This window comes from Arthrobacter sp. LT660 (assembly GCF_056172845.1).
Genome location: NZ_CM149651.1, coordinates 142,718 through 168,642, shown reverse-complemented (window position 1 = coordinate 168,642; position 25,925 = coordinate 142,718). Strand labels below are relative to the sequence as shown.

General features: G+C 67.5%; 19 protein-coding genes. 12 read left to right on the top strand and 7 right to left on the bottom strand.

Annotation, left to right across the window (positions count from 1 at the left end):
• Positions 1 to 117 precede the first annotated feature (117 nt).
• The gene (locus AC0QSG_RS00780) at positions 118 to 5,211 is read left to right on the top strand and encodes a peroxidase family protein (protein WP_475376334.1); all 5,094 of its coding nucleotides are present in this window, start codon (positions 118 to 120) and stop codon (positions 5,209 to 5,211) included.
• Between the two features lie 57 nt (positions 5,212 to 5,268).
• On the opposite strand, the gene AC0QSG_RS00775 is transcribed toward AC0QSG_RS00780, so the two are convergent.
• A complete protein-coding gene (locus AC0QSG_RS00775) occupies positions 5,269 to 6,657 on the bottom strand; it encodes an MFS transporter (RefSeq protein WP_475376333.1) in 1,389 nt (462 codons plus the stop codon).
• A gap of 119 nt (positions 6,658 to 6,776) precedes the next feature.
• Positions 6,777 to 8,180 (bottom strand): NAD(P)H-quinone dehydrogenase, encoded by a 1,404-nt coding sequence (locus tag AC0QSG_RS00770; protein ID WP_475376332.1) that lies wholly within the window; start codon positions 8,178 to 8,180, stop codon positions 6,777 to 6,779.
• An 86-nt stretch (positions 8,181 to 8,266) separates the two neighbouring features.
• Between AC0QSG_RS00770 and AC0QSG_RS00765 the strand changes: the two genes are divergently transcribed.
• The 5 genes from AC0QSG_RS00765 (at position 8,267) to AC0QSG_RS00745 (ending at position 12,518) form a co-directional block, all read left to right on the top strand.
• Positions 8,267 to 9,076 carry a purine-nucleoside phosphorylase gene (locus AC0QSG_RS00765; protein ID WP_475376331.1) on the top strand — a complete coding sequence of 270 codons (810 nt, stop codon included), beginning with the start codon at positions 8,267 to 8,269 and terminating at the stop codon, positions 9,074 to 9,076.
• Between the two features lie 4 nt (positions 9,077 to 9,080).
• Positions 9,081 to 10,862: a phospho-sugar mutase gene (locus AC0QSG_RS00760; protein ID WP_475376330.1), complete on the top strand. Its 1,782-nt coding sequence runs from the start codon at positions 9,081 to 9,083 to the stop codon at positions 10,860 to 10,862.
• A gap of 60 nt (positions 10,863 to 10,922) precedes the next feature.
• Positions 10,923 to 11,624 (top strand): deoxyribose-phosphate aldolase, encoded by a 702-nt coding sequence (gene deoC / locus AC0QSG_RS00755; RefSeq protein ID WP_475376329.1) that lies wholly within the window; start codon positions 10,923 to 10,925, stop codon positions 11,622 to 11,624.
• A 49-nt stretch (positions 11,625 to 11,673) separates the two neighbouring features.
• Positions 11,674 to 11,937 carry a hypothetical protein gene (locus tag AC0QSG_RS00750; protein ID WP_435725768.1) on the top strand — a complete coding sequence of 88 codons (264 nt, stop codon included), beginning with the start codon at positions 11,674 to 11,676 and terminating at the stop codon, positions 11,935 to 11,937.
• A 206-nt stretch (positions 11,938 to 12,143) separates the two neighbouring features.
• Entirely contained in the window at positions 12,144 to 12,518 is a 375-nt protein-coding gene (locus AC0QSG_RS00745; protein WP_435725767.1) for a YtxH domain-containing protein, read from the top strand.
• A 113-nt stretch (positions 12,519 to 12,631) separates the two neighbouring features.
• Here the strand turns inward: AC0QSG_RS00745 and mfd are convergent, their stop codons facing one another.
• A complete protein-coding gene (gene mfd / locus AC0QSG_RS00740) occupies positions 12,632 to 16,264 on the bottom strand; it encodes a transcription-repair coupling factor (protein WP_475376328.1) in 3,633 nt (1,210 codons plus the stop codon).
• A gap of 216 nt (positions 16,265 to 16,480) precedes the next feature.
• Here mfd and AC0QSG_RS00735 point away from each other — a divergent pair, with 216 nt between their 5' ends.
• Together AC0QSG_RS00735 and nhaA are read left to right on the top strand one after the other, a co-directional pair.
• Positions 16,481 to 16,978 (top strand): DUF2505 domain-containing protein, encoded by a 498-nt coding sequence (locus tag AC0QSG_RS00735; protein ID WP_475376327.1) that lies wholly within the window; start codon positions 16,481 to 16,483, stop codon positions 16,976 to 16,978.
• 38 nt (positions 16,979 to 17,016) lie between these two features.
• Positions 17,017 to 18,354 carry a Na+/H+ antiporter NhaA gene (gene nhaA / locus AC0QSG_RS00730; protein WP_475376326.1) on the top strand — a complete coding sequence of 446 codons (1,338 nt, stop codon included), beginning with the start codon at positions 17,017 to 17,019 and terminating at the stop codon, positions 18,352 to 18,354.
• A gap of 16 nt (positions 18,355 to 18,370) precedes the next feature.
• Here nhaA and sufU read toward each other — a convergent pair whose 3' ends face one another.
• The 4 genes from sufU to AC0QSG_RS00710 form a co-directional block, all read right to left on the bottom strand.
• Entirely contained in the window at positions 18,371 to 18,847 is a 477-nt protein-coding gene (sufU, locus tag AC0QSG_RS00725; protein ID WP_475376325.1) for a Fe-S cluster assembly sulfur transfer protein SufU, read from the bottom strand.
• Positions 18,844 to 20,127 (bottom strand): SufS family cysteine desulfurase, encoded by a 1,284-nt coding sequence (locus AC0QSG_RS00720; protein ID WP_475377348.1) that lies wholly within the window; start codon positions 20,125 to 20,127, stop codon positions 18,844 to 18,846. The genes sufU and AC0QSG_RS00720 overlap by 4 nt, the downstream gene beginning before the upstream one ends.
• A gap of 270 nt (positions 20,128 to 20,397) precedes the next feature.
• Positions 20,398 to 20,979 carry an aminoacyl-tRNA hydrolase gene (gene pth / locus AC0QSG_RS00715; RefSeq protein WP_475376324.1) on the bottom strand — a complete coding sequence of 194 codons (582 nt, stop codon included), beginning with the start codon at positions 20,977 to 20,979 and terminating at the stop codon, positions 20,398 to 20,400.
• 17 nt (positions 20,980 to 20,996) lie between these two features.
• Entirely contained in the window at positions 20,997 to 21,611 is a 615-nt protein-coding gene (locus tag AC0QSG_RS00710; protein ID WP_435725761.1) for a 50S ribosomal protein L25/general stress protein Ctc, read from the bottom strand.
• 451 nt (positions 21,612 to 22,062) lie between these two features.
• On the opposite strand from AC0QSG_RS00710, the gene AC0QSG_RS00705 reads away from it, so the two are divergent.
• The 4 genes from AC0QSG_RS00705 to AC0QSG_RS00690 all read left to right on the top strand — a co-directional run bounded on the left by AC0QSG_RS00705 (position 22,063) and on the right by AC0QSG_RS00690 (position 25,877).
• Complete coding sequence (locus AC0QSG_RS00705) at positions 22,063 to 22,674, top strand: YveK family protein (protein WP_475376323.1); 612 nt, start codon at positions 22,063 to 22,065, stop codon at positions 22,672 to 22,674.
• Positions 22,598 to 23,665 carry a CpsD/CapB family tyrosine-protein kinase gene (locus tag AC0QSG_RS00700; RefSeq protein ID WP_475376322.1) on the top strand — a complete coding sequence of 356 codons (1,068 nt, stop codon included), beginning with the start codon at positions 22,598 to 22,600 and terminating at the stop codon, positions 23,663 to 23,665. Before AC0QSG_RS00705 ends, AC0QSG_RS00700 begins: the two co-directional genes overlap by 77 nt.
• Positions 23,666 to 23,848: 183 nt before the next feature.
• Positions 23,849 to 24,514 carry a hypothetical protein gene (locus AC0QSG_RS00695; RefSeq protein WP_475376321.1) on the top strand — a complete coding sequence of 222 codons (666 nt, stop codon included), beginning with the start codon at positions 23,849 to 23,851 and terminating at the stop codon, positions 24,512 to 24,514.
• 16 nt (positions 24,515 to 24,530) lie between these two features.
• Positions 24,531 to 25,877 (top strand): IS256 family transposase, encoded by a 1,347-nt coding sequence (locus AC0QSG_RS00690; RefSeq protein WP_475375126.1) that lies wholly within the window; start codon positions 24,531 to 24,533, stop codon positions 25,875 to 25,877.
• The last annotated feature ends 48 nt before the right edge of the window (positions 25,878 to 25,925 follow it).

The window sequence follows — 25,925 nt, the reverse complement described above, 5'->3', positions numbered from 1 at the left end:
GGTCCAATGGCGACTAAGCGCCGGACCGACGCAATTGGGGAGAAAAAATTGAAAAATCTTGGGAAGGGGCCTGGGAAACCAGGTCAAAAGGCCGGTGTCCTGGCTGTCGCGACCGCGTTGGTAGCGGCCGGCATCCTCGCACCGGCGCAAGGCGCCATCGCCGCACCACCTCCGGGTCAGGACTTCAACGTCACGCAGGGCGACCTGGAATTCATCATCAAGCAAATCGACATCTCGGAGGACCACGCCGAGGCCACCCTGACGGATCCCAATGATTCGCCTCTGTGCCTGCCCGGCAAGACCTTCGACGTCGCGACCCAGACCTACCGGGATTCGCAGGGATACTGCGTGGGTTCGCCCACGATGCCCTACGGTCTGCGGACGGTCGACGGCCGCTGGAACAACCTCCTTCCGGCTCAGGACGGCTACGGAACCGCGCAAGAGGTTTTCCCCCGCCTGCTAAAGGCGGAATACAAGGACGCGGACGTCACGCCGCCCTTCGCGCCGGGCAACAACTCGCCGAATCCCGGCGCCGCGACGTCCTATAACCAAACCCAGGGCTTCGTCTACGACTCGGACCCGCGCACCATCAGCAACCTGATTGTCGACCAAACGGTCAACAACGCGGCCGCGGTAGAGGTGATGAACCGGGTCGAAGGGAGCCATCGCGAGACCGGTGCGGTTGCAAGTCGACTCGCAGGAACCAGCGAGTTCAGCGACGCCGTGGCGATCAGCCGCGAGGCGTTCCCGGATGGGGCACCTGTCGTCTACATCTCCCGTGACAACGACTACGCCGATGCAATGACCGCAGCCACCGCAGCCAAAGCCGAGGGCGGGCCTTTGCTTATGGTGCCCAGCACTGGTCCCCTACCCGCTGACTTGTCTGCCGAACTGACCCGTTTGGCGCCGGCGGAGATCGTCGTGGTCGGCGGTCCCGTTGCCGTGAGCGACCAGGTCTTCACGGATTTGGGATCGTTTACGACGACAGTCACGCGCGTCGCGGGTGCTACCCGCTTCGACACCGCGGCCGCACTCAGCCTGCGCAGCCATCCCGATGGTGGCGTCACCAAGGTCTATCTGACAACGGCATTCAACTTTCCCGACGCCCTCACCACCGGCAGCGTGGCGGCCCGCGACGGCCATCCCGTCCTGCTCACCAATGTCACTTCTATGCCGCAGGCCACCATCGACGAACTCGTCCGACTGTCGCCGACCGAAGTGGTCGTCGTCGGCGGACCGGTGGCTATCGATCCCGCCGTGGAGACGCAGCTCCGGAACACGTTACCCGGCTCCACGGTCACCCGTATTGGGGGAGCGACTCGCTACGAGACAGCGGCCTTGCTGTCCCAGGCATCATTCACGCCTCCGGTGGATACGGTCTACGTGGTCACCGGAGTCGCTTTCGCCGACGCGATGGCCATCGCCCCGGTTGCGGCCCACCAAGGCGCCCCGGTCCTCTTGGTTCCGGAAAACGGCATCGCCGGGTCGGCCGTCCTCGCCGAACTCAACCGGCTCGCCGCCTCTAACATCATCGTTATCGGGCCCGCGAACGGCGTCGGGAACATAGCGGATGCGTTCGAAACCCAAGCAGCCACCAGTGTCGTTGGGAACAACATCGTCATCCCGGACATCGCCACGGATGAGGGGCTTTCGGCCTCGGCAACAAGCCTGTTCACCATCTTCGGGCAGTTCTTCGACCACGGCCTCGACCTGGTTTCGAAGGGCGGCAACGGCACGGTGGTCATCCCGCTCCAGCCGGACGATCCGCTATACGTCGAGGGGGCACGGACCAACTTCCTGACCCTCACGCGCGCAACCATCAACAACGACGGCGGTGCCCGCGAGCACATCAACCGCACCACCCCGTTCGTGGACCAGAACCAGACCTACGGTTCGCACGCCTCCCACCAGGCGTTCATGCGCGAGTACACGATCGCCAACGGAAGCCCGGTGCCCACCGGAAAAATCCTCAACGGGGCGAGCGGTGAAGGACTGCCGACCTGGAACGACGTCAAGAACCAGGCCCGAACCGTCCTGGGCATCGAACTGGACGACTTCGACGTCCTCGATGTTCCGCTGATCGCCACGGACCCGTACGGCCACCTGCTCCTCGGCGCGAACGGCCGGGCGCAGCTCGCCTTCGCGGACGGGCTCCGCGAGGGCAACCCGGCGGCGCCGATCTCCACCGAGGGTTCCCTGACGGCAAACGCGTCCTTCCTGGACGACATCGCCCACGGGGCCACGCCGCGGATGGTCGCCAACCCGGCGGACCCCACGGGTCCACAGATCCCCGGCTACGACAACGCGTCGCTGGGCCAGCATTTCATCACCGGCGACGGCCGCGGCAACGAGAACATCGGTCTCACCTCCGTGCACCACGTGTTCCACTCCGAGCACAACCGCGTGATGGATCAGATCCAGAACGTCCTAGAGACCGAGATGCCGCCCGAACTGTTGGCCCGCTACCAGGCCGCTGGCTTCTGGAACTACGGCGAACGGCTTTTCCAGGCGGCACGGTTCTTCACCGAAATGCAGTACCAGCACCTCGTCTTCGAGGAGTTCGCCCGCCGCATCCAGCCGAACATCGATCCTGTCGTGCTGAACGAGAACTCATACCAGCCCGACGTGAACTCGTCGATCCGGGCGGAGTTCGCCCACTCGGTGTACCGGTTCGGGCACTCGCTGCTACGGGAGAACGTTCCGCGCGAGCACAACGGTGTCATCACCGAGGTTCCGCTGCTGGACGCCTTCCTGAATCCGACGGCGTTCCGGACGGCACCTGACGGAACCACCATCAGCGCGGACGAGTCAGCTGGGGGCATCCTCAAGGGCCTGGCCAACCAAACCGCCAACGGCATCGACGAGTTCGTCACAGACACGCTTCGGAATAAGCTGCTCGGTCTGCCACTGGACCTGCCGGCCATCAACATCGCACGTGCCCGCGACACCGGCGTCCCCGGGATGCAGGCTGCCCGCGCGACGTTCTTCCAGCAGAGCGGGGATCCGCAGCTGGCTCCCTACGACAGTTGGGAGGACTTCCGGCTCTCGATGAAGAACCCGGAATCGATCGGGAACTTCATCGCCGCCTACGGCACCCACCCCACCGTGGCCGATGCGACGACGTTGGCCGCAAAGCGCTCCGCCGGCCAGGCGCTGGCGGCGGACACGGCGTTCATGAACGCCGCCGCGGCCGACACCGGGCTCAACGAAGTGGACCTGTGGATGGGCGGACTCGCCGAGAAGCCCTACATCTTCGGCGGCATGCTCGGCGCGACGTTCAACTACGTTTTCGAGCAGCAGCTTGAGGACCTGCAGAACGGCGACCGGTTCTACTACCTCAACCGCAACCTGGGCAACACGCTCTTCCACACGTTGGAGGCAAACTCGCTGTCCCAGCTGGTGCTGCGCAACACGACGGCGGACCGCGTTCCGCACGATGTGTTCGCGTCGCCGCAACTGACGTTCAACCTGGACAGCCCCCAGGCGGAACTGAACTCTGCCGGACTCACCGGCAGCGTGACCGCCGGCTGGCGCTTCAATGGTGCGGACCATATCGTCATCCAGGACACCGACGCCGCAAGCACCATCCGCGGCGGACTCGGCGACGACTCCATCTGGGGCCGCGGCGGCAACGACCGGATCGAGGGTGACGACGGAAACGACGCCATCATGGGCGGCGACGGCGACGACATCCTCACGGATCTCTTCGGCGACGACCGGATCCAGGGGGAGGCCGGCCACGACGCCATCAACGGTGGCCCGGGCATCGGCGACCTGCTGTTCGGTGGTTCGGGTCAGGACTACATCGTGGGTGGACAGGACGCCGCAACGGTCTTCGGCGGACTGGACAACGACTTCATCCTGGGTTCGACGGGCCGCGACAACCTCCGCGGCGACGAGGGCGACGATTGGATCGACGGCGGAAACAACGCCGATCTCCTGGTCGGCGACCTGAGCAACACCATGATGAACGATCCGGGCCTCTACCACGGCGGCCACGACGTGACCGTCGGTCGGACCGGCAACAACGACCACGACGCCGAAGGTGGCGACGACATCATGGTCGGCGGACCCGGAACGGACCGTTTCGGCGGCATGCTCGGCTTCGACTGGACCACCTACGACGGAGCCAGCCTCGCGGTCAGCAACGACTTGGACACCATCCAGATCGTGCCCGGCCCCGAGTCGGCGATCATCGACCGCTTCCTGCACGTCGAAGGGTTCTCCGGTGGTTCGGGGAACGACGTCATCCGTGGCAACGCGAGTGTCGACGCCTTTGAGGATCCGAACATCGACAAGCTCGGCTACGGACATCGACTCACCCAGGCCCACCTGGACCGCGTCGACGGACTCCGGGAAATCCTCGGTGGCGGCCCCAGCCCGGTCTACGCAACGAGGTTCCTGGAGGACACCCCGGAGACCGAGGAGGACATGAACAACAACATCCTCTTCGGCGGCGCGGGCGACGATTCCATCGAACCCCGGGGAGGCAGCAACTTCGTCGACGGCGACGCCTGGTTGGACGTCAACGTGGTCCTGCGCGATGCAAACGGAGTGGTGACGGAGCGTCAAAACAACGTCTCCGCCTACCAGGCGCGCATCTTCAACCGCACGCTCAACCCGACCGATCTGTCGATCGAGCGCCGGCTGCAGAACACCGAGGGCACGGGCAACGACACGGTGGTCTACGCCGGTCCGCGAACGGACTACCTCATCACCACGAATCCCGATGGGGTCGTCCAGGTGGCCAGCGTCCTCGAGCCGGAGGTACGCACGGACTACCTGCGCAACGTCGAGCAGCTGCAGTTCGGCGACGGCGTCCTCGTGGATCTCACCACCCCGGCGCTGGCAACCCTCCAGCTCAACGAGGTGACCGTCGATCCCGGCGCCATCGGGACCCCGGAAGTGGGCGAAACACTCACCACCACGCTGAACGAGGGCGCCGTGGCCGACGGAACCACCGCACAGTTCGAACTCCAGGTCATCGCCCTGAACGAAGCCGGAGACCAGGTGGCCATCACCACCCAGGCCAACGACACCGGAGAGTTCAACATCACGGCGGCCGAGGCCGGTTCGCCGGTCCAGGTGATCGCGACGCTCACCGACGGTGAGACTGCACCGCAGCAGTTCGTCTCCGAGGCATCGGAGGGCACGGCCACGAATGTCGAGCCCGTTCCGACGACCCTCGGATTGCAGGGGGTGGGTCAGTAGCACGCACTGAAACGGCGGCGGCCCCCTCGGGGACCGCCGCCGCTTCGTTGGTTGACTTTAGGAGATGTTGTTCTCGTAGTCGCGGTCCCGCGTTTCGGCGGTCATCCACAGGGCGATCAGCGTCAACACGGCGGCCGCCGCGAGGTAGACGCCGACCCAGACGGTGTTCCCGCCGCCGGACTGCCACAGGGCAATGGCCACGAACGAAGCCGGGGCGGCACCGATCACCGACGAAAGGTTGTAGGCGACGGCGGAGCCGGTGTAGCGGACGTTGGTCGGGAACAGCTCGGGAAGGATCGCCGCCATCGGACCGAAGGTCAGGCCCATCAGGGTGAAGCCGATGATCAGGCCGGCCATCGCGGCTCCCTGGCCGGGTCCGAAGAACAGCGTCCAGCACGCGCCGAAGACCAGGATGCCGATCGAGACGGCCATGAGGAACTTGCGGCGTCCGTAGCGCTCCGCGAGGGGCCCCGATACCACGGTGAAGATGCCGAAGAAGACGACGCCAAGGATCAGCATCCACAGGAATTCGGGCCGCGCGATGCCGAGCCCGGGGACGAAGGACGCGGCGTCGAAGGTCTTCCCGGCCTTTTCCGCGGCAGCCGCGGCCACGGCCGGGTCGCTGGGAGCCGTTCCGTAGGTCAGGGTGAACGAGGTCATCAGGTAGAACAGCACGTACGTGGCGAACATGATGAACGTGCCGGCGACGACGGGGCGCCAGTGGTACTTGAAGGTGTCCTTGATCGGGGACTTGGCGACCTTCTTGGCCTTGACGACGTTCTGGAAGGACGTGGACTCGACCAGCTTCAGGCGGATGTAGAGGCCCACGGCGACGAGGACCGCGGAGAGGATGAACGGCACGCGCCAGCCCCACGCCAGGAAGTCCTCGTCGGACAGCGTCAGCTGCAGCGCAACGAAGAGCAGGTTGGCGAGGATGAAGCCGAGCGGGGCGCCCAGCTGCGGGAACGTGCCGTAGATGGCGCGCTTGTTGGGGGGCGCGTTTTCGGTGGCCAGCAAGGCCGCCCCGGACCACTCGCCGCCGAGGGCCAGGCCCTGGCAGAAGCGCAGGATGACGAGCATCAACGGCGCCAGGACAACGAACGATCCGGTCGCCGCCGGAAGGAAACCGATGAGGAACGTGGCGATGCCCATGGTGAGCAGCGAGGCCACCAGCGTGCCCTTGCGCCCGAATTTGTCGCCGAAGTGGCCGAACAGGATTGAACCCACGGGCCGCGCAACGAAGGCCACGCCGAAGATCGCAAAGGAACTCAGGATGGCATTGATGTTGGTCGCATTGGGGAAAAAGAGCGCGGGAAACACCAGCACGGAGGCGGTGGCGTATGCGTAGAAGTCGTAGAACTCGATGGTGGTGCCAATGAGGCTGGCGAAGATCACGCGGCCGCGCGTGTTTTTCTTCGGTGCCGTTGCGGTGGCGGGACTGGACACGGTAGTGGCCTCTCTCCGAACAAGGGTCGATGGATGCCTAGTGATACTAGGCCCACCCGCCACTATTTGGACATTTTGTCCAGATAGTGGACACCCTGGAGGCGCAGACGGACCGTGAACTACACGTGCACGTGCAACCTCCGCGCGGCCTCGGAGACCGAGCCGCTGATGGACGGGTACACGGTGAATGTCTCCGCGATGTCGTCGACGTGCAACCGCTTGTGCACCGCGAGGGCGATCGGGAAGATCAACTCGGATGCGCGCGGCGCGACCACCACTCCCCCGATCACGGACCCGGAGCCCTTGCGCGCGATGATCTTGATGAAGCCCTCGGTCACGTTCATCATCTTCGCCCGCGCGTTGGTGGCCAGGTCGAGCTTGATGATGTCCGCCTGGTACTTTCCCTCCCTGACCTGCTGCTCCGTCACTCCGACCGTGGCGATCTCCGGGGAAGTGAAGATGTTGGACGACACCTCGTTGAGCTTCAGCGGGCGCACGCTGTCCCCCAGCAGGTGGGCCATGGCGATCCGTCCCTGCATCGCGGCCACCGAGGCCAAGGCGAACACGCCCGTGCAGTCGCCCGCCGCGTAGACGTTCGGTGCCGTGGTGCGCGAGACGCCGTCGACCTTGATGTGCCCGCTGTCCGTCACCGCGACACCGGCGTTCTCAAGGCCGATGTCGGCTGTGTTGGGGATGCCGCCGACGGCGACCAGGCAGTGGCTGCCGTCGATCGTCCGGCCGTCGGAAAGGGTCACGAGCACGCCGTCACCCACGCGTTCGACGGCCGCCGCTCGGGACTTCGCCACGACGTTGAGGCCGTTTTCGCGGAAGACGTCCTCGAGGACCTGTGCCGCATCGGCGTCCTCGCCCGGCAGGACCCGGTCACGCGAGGAGACCAGCGTGACCTTGGCGCCCAACATGTTGTACGCGGACGCGAACTCCGCGCCGGTGACGCCGGAACCGACGACGATCAGGTGCTCCGGAATCTCCTTGAGGTTGTAGACCTGGGTCCACGTGAAGATGCGTTCGCCGTCGGGCTTGGCCGTGGGGAGCTCGCGTGGATGGGCGCCCACGGCGAGGAGGAGGGCATCGGCGTCGAGCGTCTGCTCGGATCCGTCCGGGCGTTGGACGTGCACCGTATTGTTGTCGATCAGCCTGCCGCTGCCGATGACCACGCGCACGCCTGCGCGTTCGAGTCCCGTATGGATGTCGGACGACTGGTCGCGCGCCAGGGCCAGAAGTCGCGCGTTCACGACGCCGAGGTCCGCCGTCGCATCCGTCACGTCGCCGGTGCGGACGCCGAAGTTGCGCGCTCCGGACACCCGGCGCATCGCGTCCGCGGTCGCGATCAGCGTCTTGGAGGGCACGACGTCGGTGAGCACCGCCGCTCCCCCCATGCCGTCGCGCTCGACGATCGTCACCTGCGCACCCAGGTGCGCACCGACAATCGCCGCCTCGTAGCCTCCGGGGCCACCTCCGAGGATCACTAGCCGATGGGCGCTGAAATCGTGTTGAGCAGTCACGAGAGTCCATTCTTCACCAAGCGTAGGAAACTTGCACACCAGTGGTGGTTCCACGTAGGGGGCCGGGTTCCCGGTACATTGTTCCCGTGACCGAACAACACAACGATCCCTTTGCCCTGGCCAACGAGGCCGCCGCAGCAATCGCCGATCAAACAGGGGTCCGGCTGCACGACACCGCCCTGGTCCTCGGCTCCGGTTGGGGCGAGGCGGCCGGACTACTCGGCGAGACAACCCACTCGCTTCCCGCCGACGGCGTCCCAGGGTTCCACGCTCCGGCCGTCGTGGGCCACACCGGAATCATCAAGTCCGTGCTGACCCCGGCGGGTCGCCGCATCCTCGTGTTGGGCGCACGCACGCACTACTACGAGGGCAAGGGCGTCCGCGCGGTGGTGCACGGCGTCCGCACCGCCGCCGCCGCCGGCTGCAAGACCCTGGTTCTGACGAACGGTTGCGGAGGCCTGAACGAGGACTGGACGCCAGGCACCCCCGTGCTGATCAGCGACCACCTGAACCTGACGGCCGCCTCCCCGCTGGAAGGCGCGACCTTCGTCGACCTGACCGACCTCTATTCCGCGCGGTTGCGGGACATCGCCCGCTCCGTGGACCCGACCCTGGATGAAGGCGTCTACGCCCAGTTCACCGGGCCGCACTACGAGACCCCCGCCGAGGTCCGATACGCGAAGGCCATCGGCGCCGATCTGGTGGGCATGTCCACGGCCCTCGAGGCCATCGCCGCGCGCCACGCGGGGCTGGAGGTCTTCGGCATCTCGCTGGTGACCAACCTCGCCGCCGGGATCAGCCCCGTTCCCCTGAGCCACGGCGAAGTCATCGAGGCCGGCCAGACCGCCGGACCGCGGATTTCGCGGCTCCTCGCCGACATCGTCGACCGGATCTAGCGCCGTGGGTCACCCAACCGCTCTTTCCGCGGAACTCGCCGCCGCCGTCGAACTCTGGATCAAAGAGGATCCCGACCACGCCACCGCCGATGAACTGCGCGTCTTGGACGCAACCGCCGCGGGTGGCGGCGTGGCCGCCGACGCCGCCGCGTCCGAGATCGCCGACAGGTTCGCCGGACCGCTGGAGTTCGGTACAGCCGGGTTGCGTGCGCCGTTGGGCGCCGGGCCCGCCCGCATGAACCGCGCGGTGGTCCGGCGCACCGCCGCCGGGTTGGCCGACTTCCTCCTGCACTCCGCCGCCGGCGCCTACCAGCCGCGCGCGGTGATCGGCTTCGATGCCCGCCACAACTCGGACGTGTTCGCCCTCGACACGGCGGCAGTCTTCACGGCCGCCGGCATCGAGACGCTGCTCCTGCCGTCGCAACTGCCCACGCCAGTGCTCGCGTGGGCCGTGCGGGCGCTGGCCTGCGATGCGGGCGTGATGGTGACGGCCAGCCACAACCCGCCGCGTGACAACGGCTACAAAGTTTACCTCGGCGGGCGCGCCGTGGCAGGCGCGGGCCAGGGAGCCCAGATCGTAGCGCCCATGGACGGCGACATCGCCGGCCGGATCGACCACCGCGCCCCCCTGTCGTCGATCCCCCTCGCCGGATCCGGCTGGACGGTCCTGCCGGGCGCCGGCGAGGACGGCGACATCCAGGCGCGGTATGTGTCCGACGTCGCCGCACTGGCCGACGCCGGGAACTGGCCCGCACGCGACCTGCGGATCGTATTGACGTCACTGCACGGCGTCGGCGGGGAAACGATGACCCGGATCTTCGCGGAAGCGGGCTTCGACGACGTACGCGTCGTCGGCGCGCAGTCGCAGCCGGATCCCGACTTTCCCACGGTCGACTTCCCGAACCCGGAGGAGCCCGGCGCCATGGATCTGGCCTTGGCCCAGGCCGAAGCCGAAGCCGCGGATCTGGTCATAGCCAACGACCCGGACGCGGACCGGTGCGCCGTCGCCGTCCCGGGAGCAGACACCGGAGCGGAAACGGGATGGCGCATGCTCAGCGGCGACGAAGTCGGCGCGCTGCTCGGCGCCCACATGGCGAAGCGGCTGGCCGCGCCCTGCGTTGCCGGATCCACGCCGGACCGCAGCGTGGCGACGTTCGCGAACTCCATCGTCTCCTCCCGCCAGTTGGGACGCATTGCGCAGGCACACGGCATCGACCAGCACACCACGCTGACGGGCTTCAAGTGGATTTCCCGCGTTCCGGAGCTCTCGTACGGCTACGAGGAGGCGCTGGGATACTGCGTGGCACCGGACCTCGTCCGCGACAAGGACGGAATGTCCGCCGCTCTCCTGGTCGCCGAGCTCGCGGCCGGCCTGAAGGCCGACGGCCGCTCCATCCAGGACGCGCTGGACGAGCTCGCACTGCACCACGGCCTGCACCTGACGGACCAACTGTCTGTGCGGGTCCACTCGCTGGACCTGCTCGGGGCCATGATGGGCCGCCTCAGGTCGCGGCCGCCCGAGTCCCTGGGCGGATCGGAGGTCGTCGACATCCGGGACCTGTCCCTCCCGGGTGGCGAGCTGCCCCCCACCGACGGCATGCTGTTCATGACGGCGGACGACACCCGCGTCATCGTGCGCCCCAGCGGCACGGAACCGAAACTGAAGTGCTACTTAGAGGTTGTCTCGCCGGTCTACTCGGCGGACGAGCTTCCGGATGCCCGCGCCGTTGCCGGCGCGCGTCTGGCGGCGGTCCGCGCCGACGTGGGCGACGCACTGGGCCTATAGAAGCCCAACCGCTGGAGACGACCCGGGCACCACGCCCACCCCACCACCCAGGAGATACGAATGCCCTCGAGCCAGAACGCAACCACCCCGGCCTCTGACATCGCCGGCTACATCGACCACACCCTGCTCAAGCAGGACGCCTCCCGCGACGACGTCCTGCGGATCGCGGCCGAAGCGGCCAAGTACGGCTTCAAATCGGTCTGCGTGAACCCCCTCTGGGTCGCCACCGTCGCGCAGGCGTTGGCCGGCAGCGGCGTGCTGACCTGCTCGGTCATCGGGTTCCCCTTCGGTGCCACGACGACGGCGTCCAAGGCGTTCGAGGCCGCCGCGGCGGTCGGCGACGGGGCCGCCGAAATCGACATGGTCATCGACATCGCGGCCGCGAAGCGCGGCGACCGCGAAGCGCTGGTGGACGACATCTCCGGCGTCGCCGCCGCGGTGCACCAGGGCGGCGCGATCCTCAAGGTCATCATCGAGACATCGCTCCTCACCGACGACGAGAAGGTCCTCGCCTGCGAGTCCTCCGTGGCGGCCGGGGCGGACTTCGTCAAGACCTCCACCGGCTTCGCCGGAGGCGGCGCCACGATCCACGACGTGGCACTGATGCGCAAGACCGTCGGTCCGGACATCGGCGTCAAGGCCTCCGGCGGCGTCCGCTCGCTGGAGGACGCGCGGGCCATGCTTTCGGCGGGCGCAACACGGCTCGGAGCCAGCTCGGGTGTTGCTATTGTAGAGGGAGAACAGGGAGCCGCAGGCTACTGACGCGGGCGCCGCGGACAGCTCCGCCGGCGCATTAACAAGGAGAATCGCTGTGTATTCAGACGGCAAGAACAAGGCCTATTCCGGGCAGGGAAACTTCGTGGGCAATTTCGTGGCCTTTGCCGTGTTCTTCGTCCTTTTTTGCGGGTCCCTCTACGCACTGTCCTTCTGGACGCTCGAGAACGCCTGGGTCCCGGGCATCGTGTGCCTGGTGCTCGCGGGTCTCGCCTTCGGCATTCCGCAGGCGATCCTGGGCCGTTCGGACAGCTTGGAAACGGCGCGCGCCGAGGCCGCGGCGGTCGCGCGGACCAAGTAGCCCGATCCCGCGCGCGTCATTCGCCCTGCGCGGGACAGGTGCTTTCGACGGAAGCCCCGCCTTTTCGGCGGGGCTTCCGTCGTTTGCGGCGATGTTGCGAAGGTATGCGGCGACGTTGCGGGCCATCCGTGGCGGCACCGCTCCACTGGCGCTAGGGTGGTTTGCGGGGCCCGAACCAGGGCCCGGACGACCACAGGAGGACTGGAATGCGAATCTTTACGTTCCTTGCGGGAGCAACTGCCGGATACATCTTCGGCACACGATCGGGCCGCGAGTCCTACGACAAGATGAAGGTCAAGGCCCGCGAGCTCTGGGAGGATCCCCGCACCCAGGACAAGCTGAACGGCCTGGGCGAGACGATCAAGGAGAAGGCCCCGGAGGTCAGCGCCGCCGTCGGCGCCGCCGCGTCGAACGTGGCACACAAGGTGCGCGAGACCACCGGCAAGTCCGATTCGACGGGTTTCGGCGGCTCGGCCGGCGCGACGGACCACGTGTCCGACCCCGCGCATGCCGCGGACACCGGAACCGACTGGTCCAGCGAAGGCGGAGCGACGCCCAGCGGCCCGGCCACCGGCAGCTAGCGGCAGCCGCGAAATAGCGGCAAACGGGCCGGACGCAAGGAGCCCCCGCCACCGCGCATCCGCGGGTGCGGGGGTTCCTGCCGTCCACCGCTGCCGCCCGGCGGACGATACGGCTAGTCCTCGAAGACCGCCTTCAGCACGCCGCCGGCCCATTCCAGCATCTGCGCGTCCGCGAGGTCCCTGCCCCCGACCGCGGCCGTCTTCGGCTTGGGAATGAGGATCGCGTTCAGCGCGGGTTTCTGCTGCGCGCCCTTGTACATCCGCGCCAGGCGCAGCTCCCTGGATTCCGGCAGGTTGGCGGGGGCGAACTTGATGAAGTTGCCCTGCAGCGCGACGTCGGTCAGTCCGGCGGCACGGGCACGCACACGGAACCGGGCGACCTCCACCAGGTTCACCACGGGCGCCGGCGGCTCCCCGTACCTGTCCACCAGCTCGGCCACGACCGCGTCGATGCCCTCGCGGTCCGTGGCCGCCGCCAGCTTCCGATACGCCTCGAGGCGCAGCCGCTCCCCCGGCACGTAATCGTGCGGCAGATGCGCGTTGACCGGCAATTCGATCTTCATGTCCGCCGGTTTCTCCTCGGCGTCGCCCTTGAAGTCGGCTACGGCCTCGCCGACCAGCCGGATGTAGAGGTCGAATCCGACGCCGGCGATGTGCCCGGACTGCTCGCCGCCGAGCAGGTTTCCTGCGCCGCGGATCTCAAGGTCCTTCATGGCGAGTTGGAAGCCTGACCCCAGCTCGTTGTGGGCGGCGACGGCCTTCAGCCGCTCCAGGGCAACCTCCCCCAACGGCTTCTCCGCGTTCCAAAGGAAGTACGCGTAGGCGCGCTCGCGTCCGCGGCCCACTCGGCCGCGCAACTGGTGGAGCTGCGAGAGTCCGTAGGCGTCCGCGCGGTCCACGATCAGCGTGTTGGCGTTGGAGATGTCCAGCCCGGTCTCGATGATGGTCGTGGAGACCAGGACATCGAACTTCCGCTCCCAGAAGTCCACGATGATCTGTTCGAGACGGGCCTCGCTCATCTTCCCGTGCGCCACCTCGACCCGCGCCTCGGGGACCAGCTCACGCAGCTTCGCGGCGACCGAGTCGATGGACGACACCCGGTTGTGGACGAAGAACACCTGGCCCTCGCGCATCAGTTCGCGGCGGATGGCCGCGGTGACCTGCTTATCCGTGTAGGCGCCGACGTACGTCAACACCGGATGGCGTTCCTCCGGCGGCGTCGCCAGCGTGGACGTCTCGCGGATACCCGTCAGCGACATCTCCAGCGTGCGCGGGATCGGCGTCGCCGACATCGCCAGCACGTCCACGTTGGTGCGCATCTTCTTCAGCGCTTCCTTGTGCTCCACGCCGAAACGCTGTTCCTCGTCGACCACGACCAGCCCGAGGTCCTTGAACTGGACCTCTTGGGACAACAACCGGTGCGTGCCGATCACCACGTCCACCGAGCCGTTCTTCAGTCCCTCGATGATCCCCTTGGACTCCTTGGCGCTCTGGAATCGGGACAGGGAAAGCACGCGCACCGGGAACCCGGAGAACCGCTCGGCGAACGTCTCGTGGTGCTGGCGTGCCAGCAAGGTGGTGGGCACCAGAACGGCGACCTGTTTGCCGTCCTGAACGGCCTTGAAAGCCGCGCGCACGGCGATTTCGGTCTTGCCGAACCCGACGTCGCCGGACACCAGCCGGTCCATGGGGATTTCCCGCTCCATGTCCGCCTTGACCTCGTTGATGGTCGTCAACTGGTCCGGGGTCTCGTTGAACGGGAACGCCTCTTCCAGTTCCTGCTGCCACGGGGTGTCCTTCGCGAAGGAGTGCCCGCGCGAGGCCATACGCGCGGAGTAGAGGCGGATCAGCTCACCCGCGATTTCCTTGACGGCGCGCCTCGCCTTGGACTTCGTTTGGGACCAGTCGGAGCCGCCCATCTTGGACAACGACGGCGCTTCGCCCCCGACGTAGCGCGTCACCTGGTCCAGCTGGTCGGTCGGAACGAACAGCCTGTCCCCGGGGGCCCCGCGTTTGGACGGCGCATACTCCAGCACCAGGTATTCGCGCATGGCTTCGGGTCCGGAGCCGCCGGCGACCTTGCGCTGCATCAGTTCCACGAACCGGGCGATGCCGTGCTGTTCGTGAACCACGAAGTCGCCCTCGGTGAGTTGGAGCGGGTCGACGGCGTTGCGCCGCTTCGCCGCCAACTTGCGTCCGCTCTTGGCCGAGTACGCGCTCGAGCGCCCGAGCAGGTCGGCTTCCGTCAGGAGTCCCAGCTTGAGTCCGTCGAGGACGAACCCCCGTCCGGCGACCGCCGTGGTGATCTCGATCAGACCCTCCTGGGGGGAGGCGTCCAGCGATTCGACGCGATGGCACGGGATTGCGGCGTCGTGGAAAAGCTCGGCGAGCCGCTGGGCCGGTCCAGGGCCGTCGGTCACCACCACCACGCGCCAGTCGTCCCTGACGCGGGATCCGATGAATTCCATCATCTCCGCGACGTCGCCCTGGTACCCGCGGGGCTCGCGAGCGCCGACCCTGATGCTGTCCACGTCCAGGACCAGTTCCCCGTCAAGCCCCAGGGACGTGACGGACCACCAACTCACTAAGGACCGCAGCGCGGTGGCGCGGGTGTCCGCCAGCGATGCGAAGTTGCCCTGGTCCAGCGCGGCGGTCAGCCCCTCGGCCTGCAGGAGGTCCACCGGCGCCGCTCCGCCGTCGGACGCCGTGGACCAGGCCGCGGCCAGGAACTCCTCGTTGGTGGCCGCAAGGTCGTGGGCGCGCGCCCGCACCCGCTCCGGCTCCATGACCATGGCGATCGAGTTGGCCGGCAGCTGGGCGGCAAACGGAACCATCGCGTCGACGAGAACGGGGGCGAGGGACTCCATGCCCTCCACCGCGATGCCGCCGGCTATCTTCTCCAGCATGTCCGCCGCAGCCGGCATCGCACCGAGGAGCTTCGCGGCCCGGGACATGACGGACGGGGTGATGAGCAGCTCGCGGCACGGCGGCGCAAACAGCTCGACGGGCCCGGCGCCCTCCGCGCCATCGGGGTCCAGCGAACGCTGGTCCGCTACGGCGAACCACCGCATCTGTTCGACTTCGTCGCCGAAGAACTCGATGCGCACCGGGTGGTCCTCGGTGGGCGGAAAGACGTCGAGGATGCCTCCGCGGACGGCGAATTCGCCGCGATGCGTCACCATGTCCACGCGCGAGTAGGCGGCGTCCGCCAACTCCCGGACCACATCGCCAAACGGCTTCTCCTCCCCGGTGCGCAGGCGGACGGCCTTGAGGTCGCCGAGGCCGTCGACGAGCGGCTGCACGACGGCGCGGACCGGCGCCACCACGACTTTCAGCGTCCCGTCGGGGTGCTTGAGGCGGCGCAGGACGTCGAGCCGGCGCCCCACGGTGTCCGACCGCGGCGAGAGCCGCTCGTGCGGCAAGGTCTCCCAGCTCGGGAACTCCGCTACGGCGCCGGGCGGGAGGTAGGAGCGCAATGCGGCCGCCAGGTCCTCGGTTTCCCGACCCGTCGCCGTCACGGCCAACACGATGGCGGCTCCCGCGCCGTCCGCCCCGCCGTCCGCCCCGCCGTTGCCACCGGCTTCGAGTCCGTCGACGGCCTCTGCCACCAGCGCCGCGCGCAGTCCCGCGGGTGCCGCGACCTCGAGGTCCTGGCTGCGCGTCCCGAAAGGGTTCGTGGCGTACGCGCGAACCCGCGCGTAGGAGGGATCGGCCGCAAGGGCGGTACGAAGACCTGTGAGGGCCATGGGGGTTCCTTCCGGGGCCGGCGGACAACACAAATACCCGGGATCCTTGAGGAGTCCGGGGCACCGCTCCAGCCTACCGCTTCCGCCCGTCCCCACGGCCTCCCTCGGTGGGTCGCGGGGTCTGCGGTGGGGGTGCACCGCGCGGGGACCGTAGCATGGACACAGCAACCGACGTCGGCTCCCCCAGCGTGCCGAACCCCACCCGAAGGAGCCACCGTGGCATTGAGCGCCAGCACCACCGTCAACTACCCGGCCAGCCGCGTCGCGGAGGTGTTCGCGGACCGCGACTTCGTGGAGCACGTCAGCGGCCAGGTCGGGGGAACCCTCGATGAGTTCACGGTCAGCGGACCGGTGGCCCAGGCGTTCGAGGCCACCGTGGTGCGCTCCGTCCCCACGGACCGCCTGCCGGAGATGGTCCGGAAGTTCGTGGGCCAGACGCTCAGCATCACCCAGCACGAGTCGTGGTCCGCTCCCGCGGCAGACGGGAGCCGCACGGTGGACATCACGATGGACGTCGCCGGTGCCCCCGTCGAGGTGAAGGCCGTGCAACGGCTGGTGGCCGACGGCGAATCCACGACCGTTGAACTGACCGGGGACGTGAAGTCCGGAATCCCGTTCCTCGGCGGCAAGATCGCGGCCGCCGCCGAGCCGTTCCTCGGCAAGGCCCTGGGGCTGCAGGCGCGGCAGGCCCAGGCTTGGCTCGACCGCCGCTAGTCCCGACGGACCGATCTTACGAAGAGCCAGGAACAGCCATGAACCAGCCACCCACCAAGCCGCCCATCCAGCTGTCCTCCGATACGGCTTTCCGCCGTTCCAGCTACACGGAGCACCTGCGGATCTCCGAGATCCTGCGCAAGGAAACCATCGGCGGACTGGTGCTGATCGTCGCCGCTGCCGTGGCCATCATCTGGGCGAACACGCCGGCAGCCGCCTCCTACTTCGCCCTGCGCGACCTGCACGTCTCCATCCCCGTGCCCTGGCTCGATCTCGACCTCAGCCTGGGGCACTGGGCCTCGGACGGCCTCCTGGCCGTGTTCTTCTTCCTCGTGGGGCTGGAGCTGAAGCGGGAATTCGTCATCGGCGACCTCAATAGGTTCAGCCGGGCGATCGTCCCCGTCACGGCCGCCTTCGGCGGAGTGCTGGTTCCCGCCCTGATCTACCTCGCCCTCAACGCGTCAACCGGAGGCGAGACGCTCCGCGGCTGGGCCATTCCCACGGCAACGGACATCGCCTTCGCGGTGGCCGTGCTGGCCGTCATCGGCTCACATCTACCGTCCGCGCTGCGGATCTTCCTGCTCACCCTGGCCGTCGTCGACGACCTCATCGCCATTGTGATCATCGCCTTCGTCTACACCTCCGACCTGAAACCGCAATTCCTCCTGTTCGCCCTGGTCCCGATAGCACTGTTCGCGGCGCTCTCCCAGCGTGGTCAGCGTTTCTTCGGACGCCGCCCATGGGCGGCATGGCTCATCCTGCTGCCGTTGGGTGTCATCGCGTGGGCGCTGGTGCACGAATCCGGCGTCCATGCGACCATCGCCGGCGTCGTGCTCGGTTTCATCGTCCCCGTGCGCCGCAGGGACGGCGCGGACGGCCGCGGGCTCGCGGAGGCGTTCGAACACCGCTTCCGCCCGCTCTCCGCCGGTTTCTGCGTTCCGCTGTTCGCTTTCTTCTCCGCGGGCGTCACCATTGGCGGTCCGGAGGGCATCGGGCGCGCGCTCGGGGACCCCGTGGTCTGGGGAATCGTGGCGGGGCTGCTCCTGGGCAAGCCGATCGGCATCCTCGGTTCCACTTGGCTGGTCACCAAAACCCGCCACGCCAACCTGGATCCGGACACCCGCTGGGGCGACCTGTTCGGGGTCACGCTACTGGGCGGGATCGGATTCACCGTGTCGCTGCTCGTGTCGGAGCTCAGCTTCGGCCTGGAATCGCCGCACTACGAGCACGCCAAGGTCGCCATTCTCGTGGGCTCGCTGCTCGCGGCGGTGCTGGGCTCCCTGTGGCTCCGTCCCCGGGACAAGCGCTACCGTGACATCGCCCAACGCGAGCGCGTCGACGCCAACAAGGACGGCGTCCCGGACCTCTTCGAGTAGCGCGAACAGCGGTCTACTAGGCGCGTTCGGCGGGCTCCGCGGCGGTCCCGTTGGACGCCAACAGCGCCTGCTCGGCGGCCACCCAGGCCAACATGGCGCACTTGACGCGGGCGGGGAACTTCGAGACGCCGGAGAACGCGGCCGCGTCCCCGAGCACTTCCTCGTCCGCTTCCCGCGTCCCGCGCGACCGCATCACCTCACGGAACTCCTGGACCATCGCCAGGAGTTCGACGCCGTCCACGCCGTCCGACAACTCGGTCAGCGCGGACGCGGAGGCCATGGAGATCGAACAGCCGTTGCCCTCCCAGCTGATCCGTGCAACACGCGCTCCGTCGGTTTCGACGCGCAGGCGGATCTCGTCGCCACAGATCGGGTTGTGCTGGTGCGACTCCCCCCACGCGTGGCCCGGATCGGCCTCCACGAGGCCGTCGCCTTCGCGGCGCTTCGCGTGGTCGAGGATGATCTGCTGGTAGAGCTGTTCCAGGCCGCTCATGCGTTGACTCCGAAGAACGGGCGAACGCCGGCGACGGCCTCGAGGTACGCATCGACGTCGTCGGCGGTGTTGTAGAGATAGGTGCTGGCGCGCGTGCTGGCCGTGACGCCCAACGCGCGGTGCAGCGGCTGGGCGCAGTGGTGGCCGACACGGACGGCGATGCCGCGGCTGTCGAGGAACTGGCCGACGTCGTGCGGGTGAACCCCGTCGACGTCGATGGCCGCGGTGCCGATGCGCTCCACGCCGGCGGGTCCCAACTGGCGTATGCCCGGGATCGACGCCAGGCCCTCGGCCATGCGCGCCCCGAGAGCGGACTCCCAGGCGGCGATCCGGTCCATGCCGACCTCGGAAAGGTACCTGGCCGCCGTCGCCAGGGCCACCGCCTGCGAGACGCGCTGCGTTCCCGCCTCGAACCGCGCCGGCGCGGGAAGGTACTGCGCGGATTCCATGGTGACAGTGGTGATCATGGAACCTCCCGTAAGAAAGGGCGGCATGGCGTTGAGCAGCTCCCGGCGCCCGTACAGGGCGCCGATGCCGGTCGGACCCAGCATCTTGTGGCCGGAGAAGGCCATGAAGTCGACGTCGAGTTCGCGGACGTCGACCGGCAGGTGAGGGACCGACTGGCACGCGTCGAGGACCGTCAGTGCCCCCACTCCTCGGGCCAGCGCCACGAGCGCGGGCACGTCGGTGACCGTACCCAGGACGTTCGAGACATGCGTGAAAGCCAGCACACGGGTGCGCGGTCCCACGACGTCGGCGGCGAGGTCCATGCGCAGCGCGCCGTCGGCGTCGACCGGGATGTGGCGCAGCGTCGCGCCCGTGCGGAAGGCGAGCTCCTGCCACGGGATGAGGTTGGCGTGGTGCTCGAGCTCGGTGACGACGATCTCGTCGCCCGGGCCCAGCGCGAAGCGCTCCGCTGCGGGGCCCCCGCGACCGGCCGCCGCATTCGAGAACGCGTACGTGACGAGATTCAGCGCCTCGGTGGCGTTGGACGTCCACACGAGTTCGTCCGTCGCGGCGCCGACGAAGGCGGCTACCGTTTCGCGCGCGTCCTCGTAGATGTCTGTCGCCTCGACAGCGAGGCTGTGGGCACCGCGGTGGACGGCCGCGTTGAAGCACTCGTAGAAGTGCTGCTCGGCCTCGAGCACGCATTGTGGCTTCTGGGATGTCGCGCCCGAATCCAAGTACACCAGCGGCGCGCCGTTGATGGACCGGCCGAGGATGGTGAAGTCCGCGCGCAGGCGGCCGACCTCTGCGTCGTCGAGCGGCGCCGTGTCCATGGCGCTCTGGCGGGTGGGTGACTCCACGGTGGACGGGCCCTTCGCTTGGGAATGCTTGGTCGTTTGGGGATGCTGAGTGCGGTGATTCGGGATTCCGGAACGGAACCGTGCCCTAATCCTCCCACTCGAAGCGCCATTGCACACCTGAGCCGAGCCTTACCTTTGTCCGGGACCGAAACTCGTTCCTCGTCCGGGCGCCACAAGGGGAAACGTGTCAACTGGCTAGGTTGAGTTGCCGCGAGTCACGCTTGCCTCCAGGCGGGCCGCCGATCAAGCAACATGGAAGCGTCGCTGGGCCGCCTCGAGCCCTTCCCGGATCAGCAGTTCCGTGGCGTCAGCGGCATCGTCCACGAGGAACGGAAGTTCCTTCTTCTCCACCGTCCCGAAGTCCTTGAGGACGAAATCCGCGGTATCCATGCGTCCGGGAGGACGGCCAACGCCGACCCGGACGCGGTAGTAGTCTTTCGTCGACAGTGCCTTGGAGATGTCCCGGAGGCCATTGTGGCCCCCTTCTCCCCCGCCGAACTTGAGCTTGAGCGAGTTGAACGGGACGTCGACCTCGTCGTGCACGGCGACGACGTGGTCCGCGGCGATCGAGAAAAACTTCGCGAGCGACGAGACCGGGCCTCCCGACAGGTTCATGTAGGTCGAAGGTTTGGCGAGCACCACGCGCGGCCCGCCGATCCCCAGGCGTCCCTCGAGCACGTGGGCACGGGACTTGTGCGCCTTGAAGGATGCCCCCACACGGGCGGCCAGTACGTCCAGGACCATCTGGCCCACGTTGTGCCGATTGCGCGCGTAGCCGGGCCCGGGGTTTCCGAGCCCGGCCACGAGCCAGGTGTCGCTAGTCATGCGGGTGGGTGGGGACCCTACTCGGCGGAGGAAGCAGACGCGGCGGGAGCCTCTGCGCCGGCCTCGGTGGAGGACTCTGCACCAAGGTCCGCCGCCGCCGGCACGTACACGGTCGCGATAACGGTGTCGCCCTCGATGAGCAGCGAGGTTCCCTTGGGCAGGACGAGCTCGGAGGCCAGCACGTTGTCGCCGGCTTCGCGGCCTTCGACGTTCACTGTCACGGATTCGGGCAGGTGGGTAGCTTCGGCCTCGACGGAAACGGTGAACTGCTCCAAGTCCAGGACGGCGCCGGCGGCAACTTCGCCCTCGACGTGCACGAAGATGTCGACGTGGACCTTCTCGCCCTTCTTGACGGTCAGCAGGTCGAGGTGGTCGACGGTCTGCTTCAGCGCGTGGCGCTGGATGTCCTTGACGAGCGCGAGGTGCTCTTCGCCTTCGACGTCGAGAACCAACAAGGCGTTCGAGTGGCGCACGGCCAAGGTGGTCTCCTGGGCCGGCAGAAGGAGGTGGAGCGGCTCGGCGCCGTGGCCGTAGACGACTGCCGGGATCTTGTGGTCGCGGCGGGCCTGGCGCGCGGCGCCCTTGCCAAAGTCGTTGCGGAATTCCGCGGCAAGCTTGAGCTGATCGGTCATGGTGGATCTCCTTGGATTCGTTGCGGTCTGCCTGGCTCGGAGGTCAAAGCCTAGATGCCGCAACGTCCACCGGATGATGGCCGCGGCGTCAGCGTCTAGCCTCGTCGATCACGGAGCGCATGGGACACAAGATCCCGCTCCCTCGCCTGGGCACTACCCACCATCATACCAGCCCGCGGCACCCACGGGCGCAGGGCATGATGGCCGCCGCGAAACTCCGTGCCCTGTCAGTGGGCTAAAATCGTATGGACTATAGCGCGCAAAGCTGGCTTGGACAGTCTCAATTTTGCACGTACCGAGCCCACGGGGAGATTTTATTTTGGAACCGAACGAAGTCAATGGCGCCGAGGCTGGGCCCGACTTGCGTCAATACCTGAGTGTCGTCAGAGCGTACTGGCGGGGAATCTCCGCAATAGTACTGGCGACTGTGCTTCTGGCTTTCCTGTGGACCATGACTCAACCGAAGATCTACGAGGCGTCGTCCTCGGGCTTGGTCGTGACGGCAGGCGCGGAGAACATCGGTACCGCATTGGCCGGCGACAACCTCGCCAAGTCCAAGGCCACCAGCTACAAGTCGATCGCCGAAACGCGTCCCGTCGCGTTGAAGGTCCGTGAGGAACTGGGCATCGAAACCAGCCCAGACACGCTCCTGGGGCAAATCACGGTCGAGGTCCCGACCGCCACCGCCGAAATCCGCGTTAGCGCGTCCTCCACCGATCCGGCCGCGGCACAGAACCTCGCCAACGCCTGGGTCCAGGCCTTGGCCCGGCAAGTCGCCGAGATTGAATCGGCCGGCTCCGACGGCGGTTCTTCCCAGCCCGCGGTCCAGGTCGCCCCGCTCGGCATGGCCGCGCTCCCCACAGCCCCGGTGTCCCCCAACACTAAAGCTCGCGCTCGCGCTCGGCGCCGTCGTCGGGCTGGCGCTCGGGTTGGGCTATGCGCTGGTCCGCAACCACTTGGACCGCCGGATCCGTTCAGCGGAAACCGTGGAACGGCTCGGAACCAGCGTCGTGGGCACCATCCCCTCCGACTCTCGACTGACGGACCACCGGCAGATCGTTGAGACCGGAGTGCTCGACCACGACGACCGCGAATCCCACGCCTTCTCCGAGTCTCTCCGGGAACTGCGTACCAACCTTGCCTACATGGACGTCGACAACCCGCCGCGGGTCATCGTCGTCACGTCGTCCGTACCCGGCGAAGGCAAGTCTTCCGTCACCGCCAACCTTGCCGTCGCCATCGCGGCGACCGGACGCGAGACGATACTCGTGGACGGCGACCTTCGCCGCCCGGTCCTCACGGAGGTCTTCGGCCTTCCGGCCGGCGCCGGACTCACCGACGTCCTCAGCGGCATGGCCGATATCGACGACGTACTGCAGCCGTACGGCCCCGTCCCCAACCTTTCGCTGCTTTCCTCGGGCCGGATCCCGCCGAATCCCTCCGAGCTTCTGGGCTCGCGCGCCATGAAGAAGCTACTCCGCGAACTCTCGGAAACCGCCGTCGTCCTGATCGACGCACCGCCACTGCTGCCCGTGACCGATGCCGCGATCCTCACCAAGTCGGCGGACGGTGCCCTCGTGACGGTCAAGGCCGGGTCGACAACGACGGACGAGCTCGAGAAGGCTCTGGACAACCTCCGCAAGGTCGATGCGCACGTGCTCGGTGCAATCCTCAACCAGGTTCCCACCAAGGGCGCCGACGCCAGCCAGTACGGTTACTACGGGAAATACTACTACTCTTCTCAGGCCACCGACGGGGCACCCAGCCGCCGCAACGGGCATGCGGTAGCGGTGGAGGCGCCCGAGACGCAGGCCCCGACGCCGTCCGCTGCCCCCGTTGCCGCAACGGACCGACCCGCAGGGGACGAGCACTACGGAGAAGGGCCGGTGCAGCCGACTCGGGTTTCCGCCTCGTCCGCGGCCAACCACGAGCACTTTCAGGCCGAACCCGACGCGATTTTCGACGTCGAGCACGCCGACCAAACGGCCGGGGATCCGTCCTTCGACGAGTTGCTGACCTCGCCGCAGATGCGTCACCTTCGGCGCCGCGGCTAGCAACGCTTCACGGGAGCCCGGTAGCTCGTCCTTGTGGCGGGGTACCGGGCTCCTTTTCTCTCTTGCCACGTCTTGCCCTCCTCGTTTTGTTGGTTGGCTTCGGGGTGGGGTGTTGTCCACTGGCGGGTGGGCGGTTCCCAAAGTGTCGTGGGTCTCTTCTAGTGTGGATGCATGGATACGAACATGGATTCGGTAGTGGTGGGGGGATGGGTCCTCACCCCGGATCCTGGCTTGCGTGGGGTGAACGCGGGGCGCAGGTTCGAGCTCGCGGAGGAGCTGCGGCGGTTCGCCGAGGCCCAGGCCTACCGGGCGATGGTGATCCTGCACGACGACGCCCAGCGCAAGACCCCCGCCCATCTGGAGGCGTTGGAGTCCGGGCCCGGGATGGGGATCTCCGCGCGGTCCGGGAACCTGGTCACCCGGCCGGGTTTCGCGGCGGCCGTCACCCAGATCGCGCTGGTCCGGGCGGTGCCCTCCGAGGTCGCCCAGCAGTGCCTGAACCACGCCGAGGTCCTGTCCACCGACCTGCCCGAAACCCTCCACGCCCTCACCGGGGGGACCGTGGATCCCTCCCACGTCGCGGTGATCGCCGAGCAGGTCCTGCGCATCGTCCCGCGGACCATCCCGGTCCCGGAGTCGAAGGACCCGGCGGCGCGGGAGGAATGGATGCGTCGGGTCGACGCGGAGGAACGCGCGGTGCACGCGGGCCGGAACGAGCTCGGGGGCAGGCTCCTGGACTACGCCGCGGGCCGCAGCCCGGCGTCGGTGCGGCAAAAGGGAGGGTGTCAGATGGTGTGTGTAAGTAGCCTAGTCACCCTTGGAATGGAGCATGATTGTGACTGTGACTGACCACAAGAATCCGGTGATGAAAGTAGACGCGTCCAAAACCGCCGAGCGGATGGCTGCGGTGGGGGACATGGAGGCGCTGAAGTCTTCGGGGGCCTTTGACGAGTTGATGGGCCAGATCGACCGTGGGGAGATCGAGCTCGACGGCAAGGACGGGTTCATCCGGCAGATCATCAAGGCCGGCTTGGAGCGTGGCCTGAAGGCCGAACTGTCCGGGCATCTGGGGTATGAGAAGAACGAGTACGCCGGACGCGCGGTGTCCAACTCGCGCAACGGCACCTACCCCAAGACGGTGTCCACCAGTGCCGGGGACGTCGAACTGGGCATGCCCAGGGACCGGGCCGGCACGTTCGTGCCCCGCCTGGTTCCCAAGGGATCGCGGCGCACCAGCGAGCTGGCCGACATGATCGTGAGCCTCTATGCCGGGGGCATGACGGTGCGCGACATCGAACACCACCTGGCCTCCACGATCGGCACCGAGCTCTCGCGCGAGACGATCTCCAAGATCACCGACGAGGTCCTGGACGAGGTGATCACCTGGCAGAGCCGGCCGCTGGATGCGATCTACCCGATCATGTACCTGGACGCGATCGTGGTGAAGATCCGCGACGGGCACCACGTGAAGAACAAGGCCGCCCACATCGCCGTGGGCGTGGACATGGAGGGCATCAAACACGTGCTGGGCATCTGGATCGCCGAGACGGAAGGCGCCAAGTTCTGGGCCGGGGTCTGCGCGGAGCTGGCCAACAGGGGCGTGAAGGACGTGCTGATCGTGTGCTGCGACGGCCTGACCGGGTTCCCCGAGGCGATCGGCGCGACATGGCCCCACGCCACCGTGCAGACCTGCGTCGTGCACCTGATCCGAGCCTCCACCCGCTTCGTGTCCTACGGAGACCGCAAGCAGGTCGCCGCGTCCCTGCGCACCATCTACACGGCCCCGACCCAGGAAGCCGCCCGGGAGGCCCTGGATGAGTTCGCGGCCGGGAAATGGGGGGTCAAGTACCCCGCGGCGGTGAAGACATGGGAGCACGCCTGGGAGCGCTTCACGCCGTTCCTCGGCTTCCCGCCGGCGCTGCGGAAGGTCATCTACACGACCAACGCGATCGAGTCGCTGAACTACCAGCTGCGCAAGGTCACCAAGACCCGCGGGCACTTCCCCAACGACCAGGCCGCCACCAAACTGCTCTGGCTGGCGATCTGCAACATCGAGGACAAACGCGCCCGCGAAAGGGCCAAGGCCCGCACCACCACCCGGGAATCGACCAGCGGAGGCCTCGTCGAAGGAGCCGGAACCATGGGCTGGAACCAGGCCCTCCAGCACCTGATGCTCACCTACCCCGAACGCCTCGAACAACACCTCGCATAACACCAAAACGGACCAGAAGACGCTAAGTCGTCCACCTCTGAAACGACT

Coding starts and splice junctions, on each gene's coding strand:
- mfd (WP_475376328.1), bottom strand. CDS start 16,264: ATGGCCCTCACAGGTCTTCGTACCGCCCTTGCGGCCGATCCCTCCTAC.
- nhaA (WP_475376326.1), top strand. CDS start 17,017: ATGAACCAGCCACCCACCAAGCCGCCCATCCAGCTGTCCTCCGATACG.
- deoC (WP_475376329.1), top strand. CDS start 10,923: ATGCCCTCGAGCCAGAACGCAACCACCCCGGCCTCTGACATCGCCGGC.
- AC0QSG_RS00690 (WP_475375126.1), top strand. CDS start 24,531: ATGAAAGTAGACGCGTCCAAAACCGCCGAGCGGATGGCTGCGGTGGGG.
- AC0QSG_RS00695 (WP_475376321.1), top strand. CDS start 23,849: ATGGATTCGGTAGTGGTGGGGGGATGGGTCCTCACCCCGGATCCTGGC.
- AC0QSG_RS00745 (WP_435725767.1), top strand. CDS start 12,144: ATGCGAATCTTTACGTTCCTTGCGGGAGCAACTGCCGGATACATCTTC.
- sufU (WP_475376325.1), bottom strand. CDS start 18,847: ATGAGCGGCCTGGAACAGCTCTACCAGCAGATCATCCTCGACCACGCG.
- AC0QSG_RS00720 (WP_475377348.1), bottom strand. CDS start 20,127: ATGGACACGGCGCCGCTCGACGACGCAGAGGTCGGCCGCCTGCGCGCG.
- pth (WP_475376324.1), bottom strand. CDS start 20,979: ATGACTAGCGACACCTGGCTCGTGGCCGGGCTCGGAAACCCCGGGCCC.
- AC0QSG_RS00705 (WP_475376323.1), top strand. CDS start 22,063: ATGACTCAACCGAAGATCTACGAGGCGTCGTCCTCGGGCTTGGTCGTG.
- AC0QSG_RS00710 (WP_435725761.1), bottom strand. CDS start 21,611: ATGACCGATCAGCTCAAGCTTGCCGCGGAATTCCGCAACGACTTTGGC.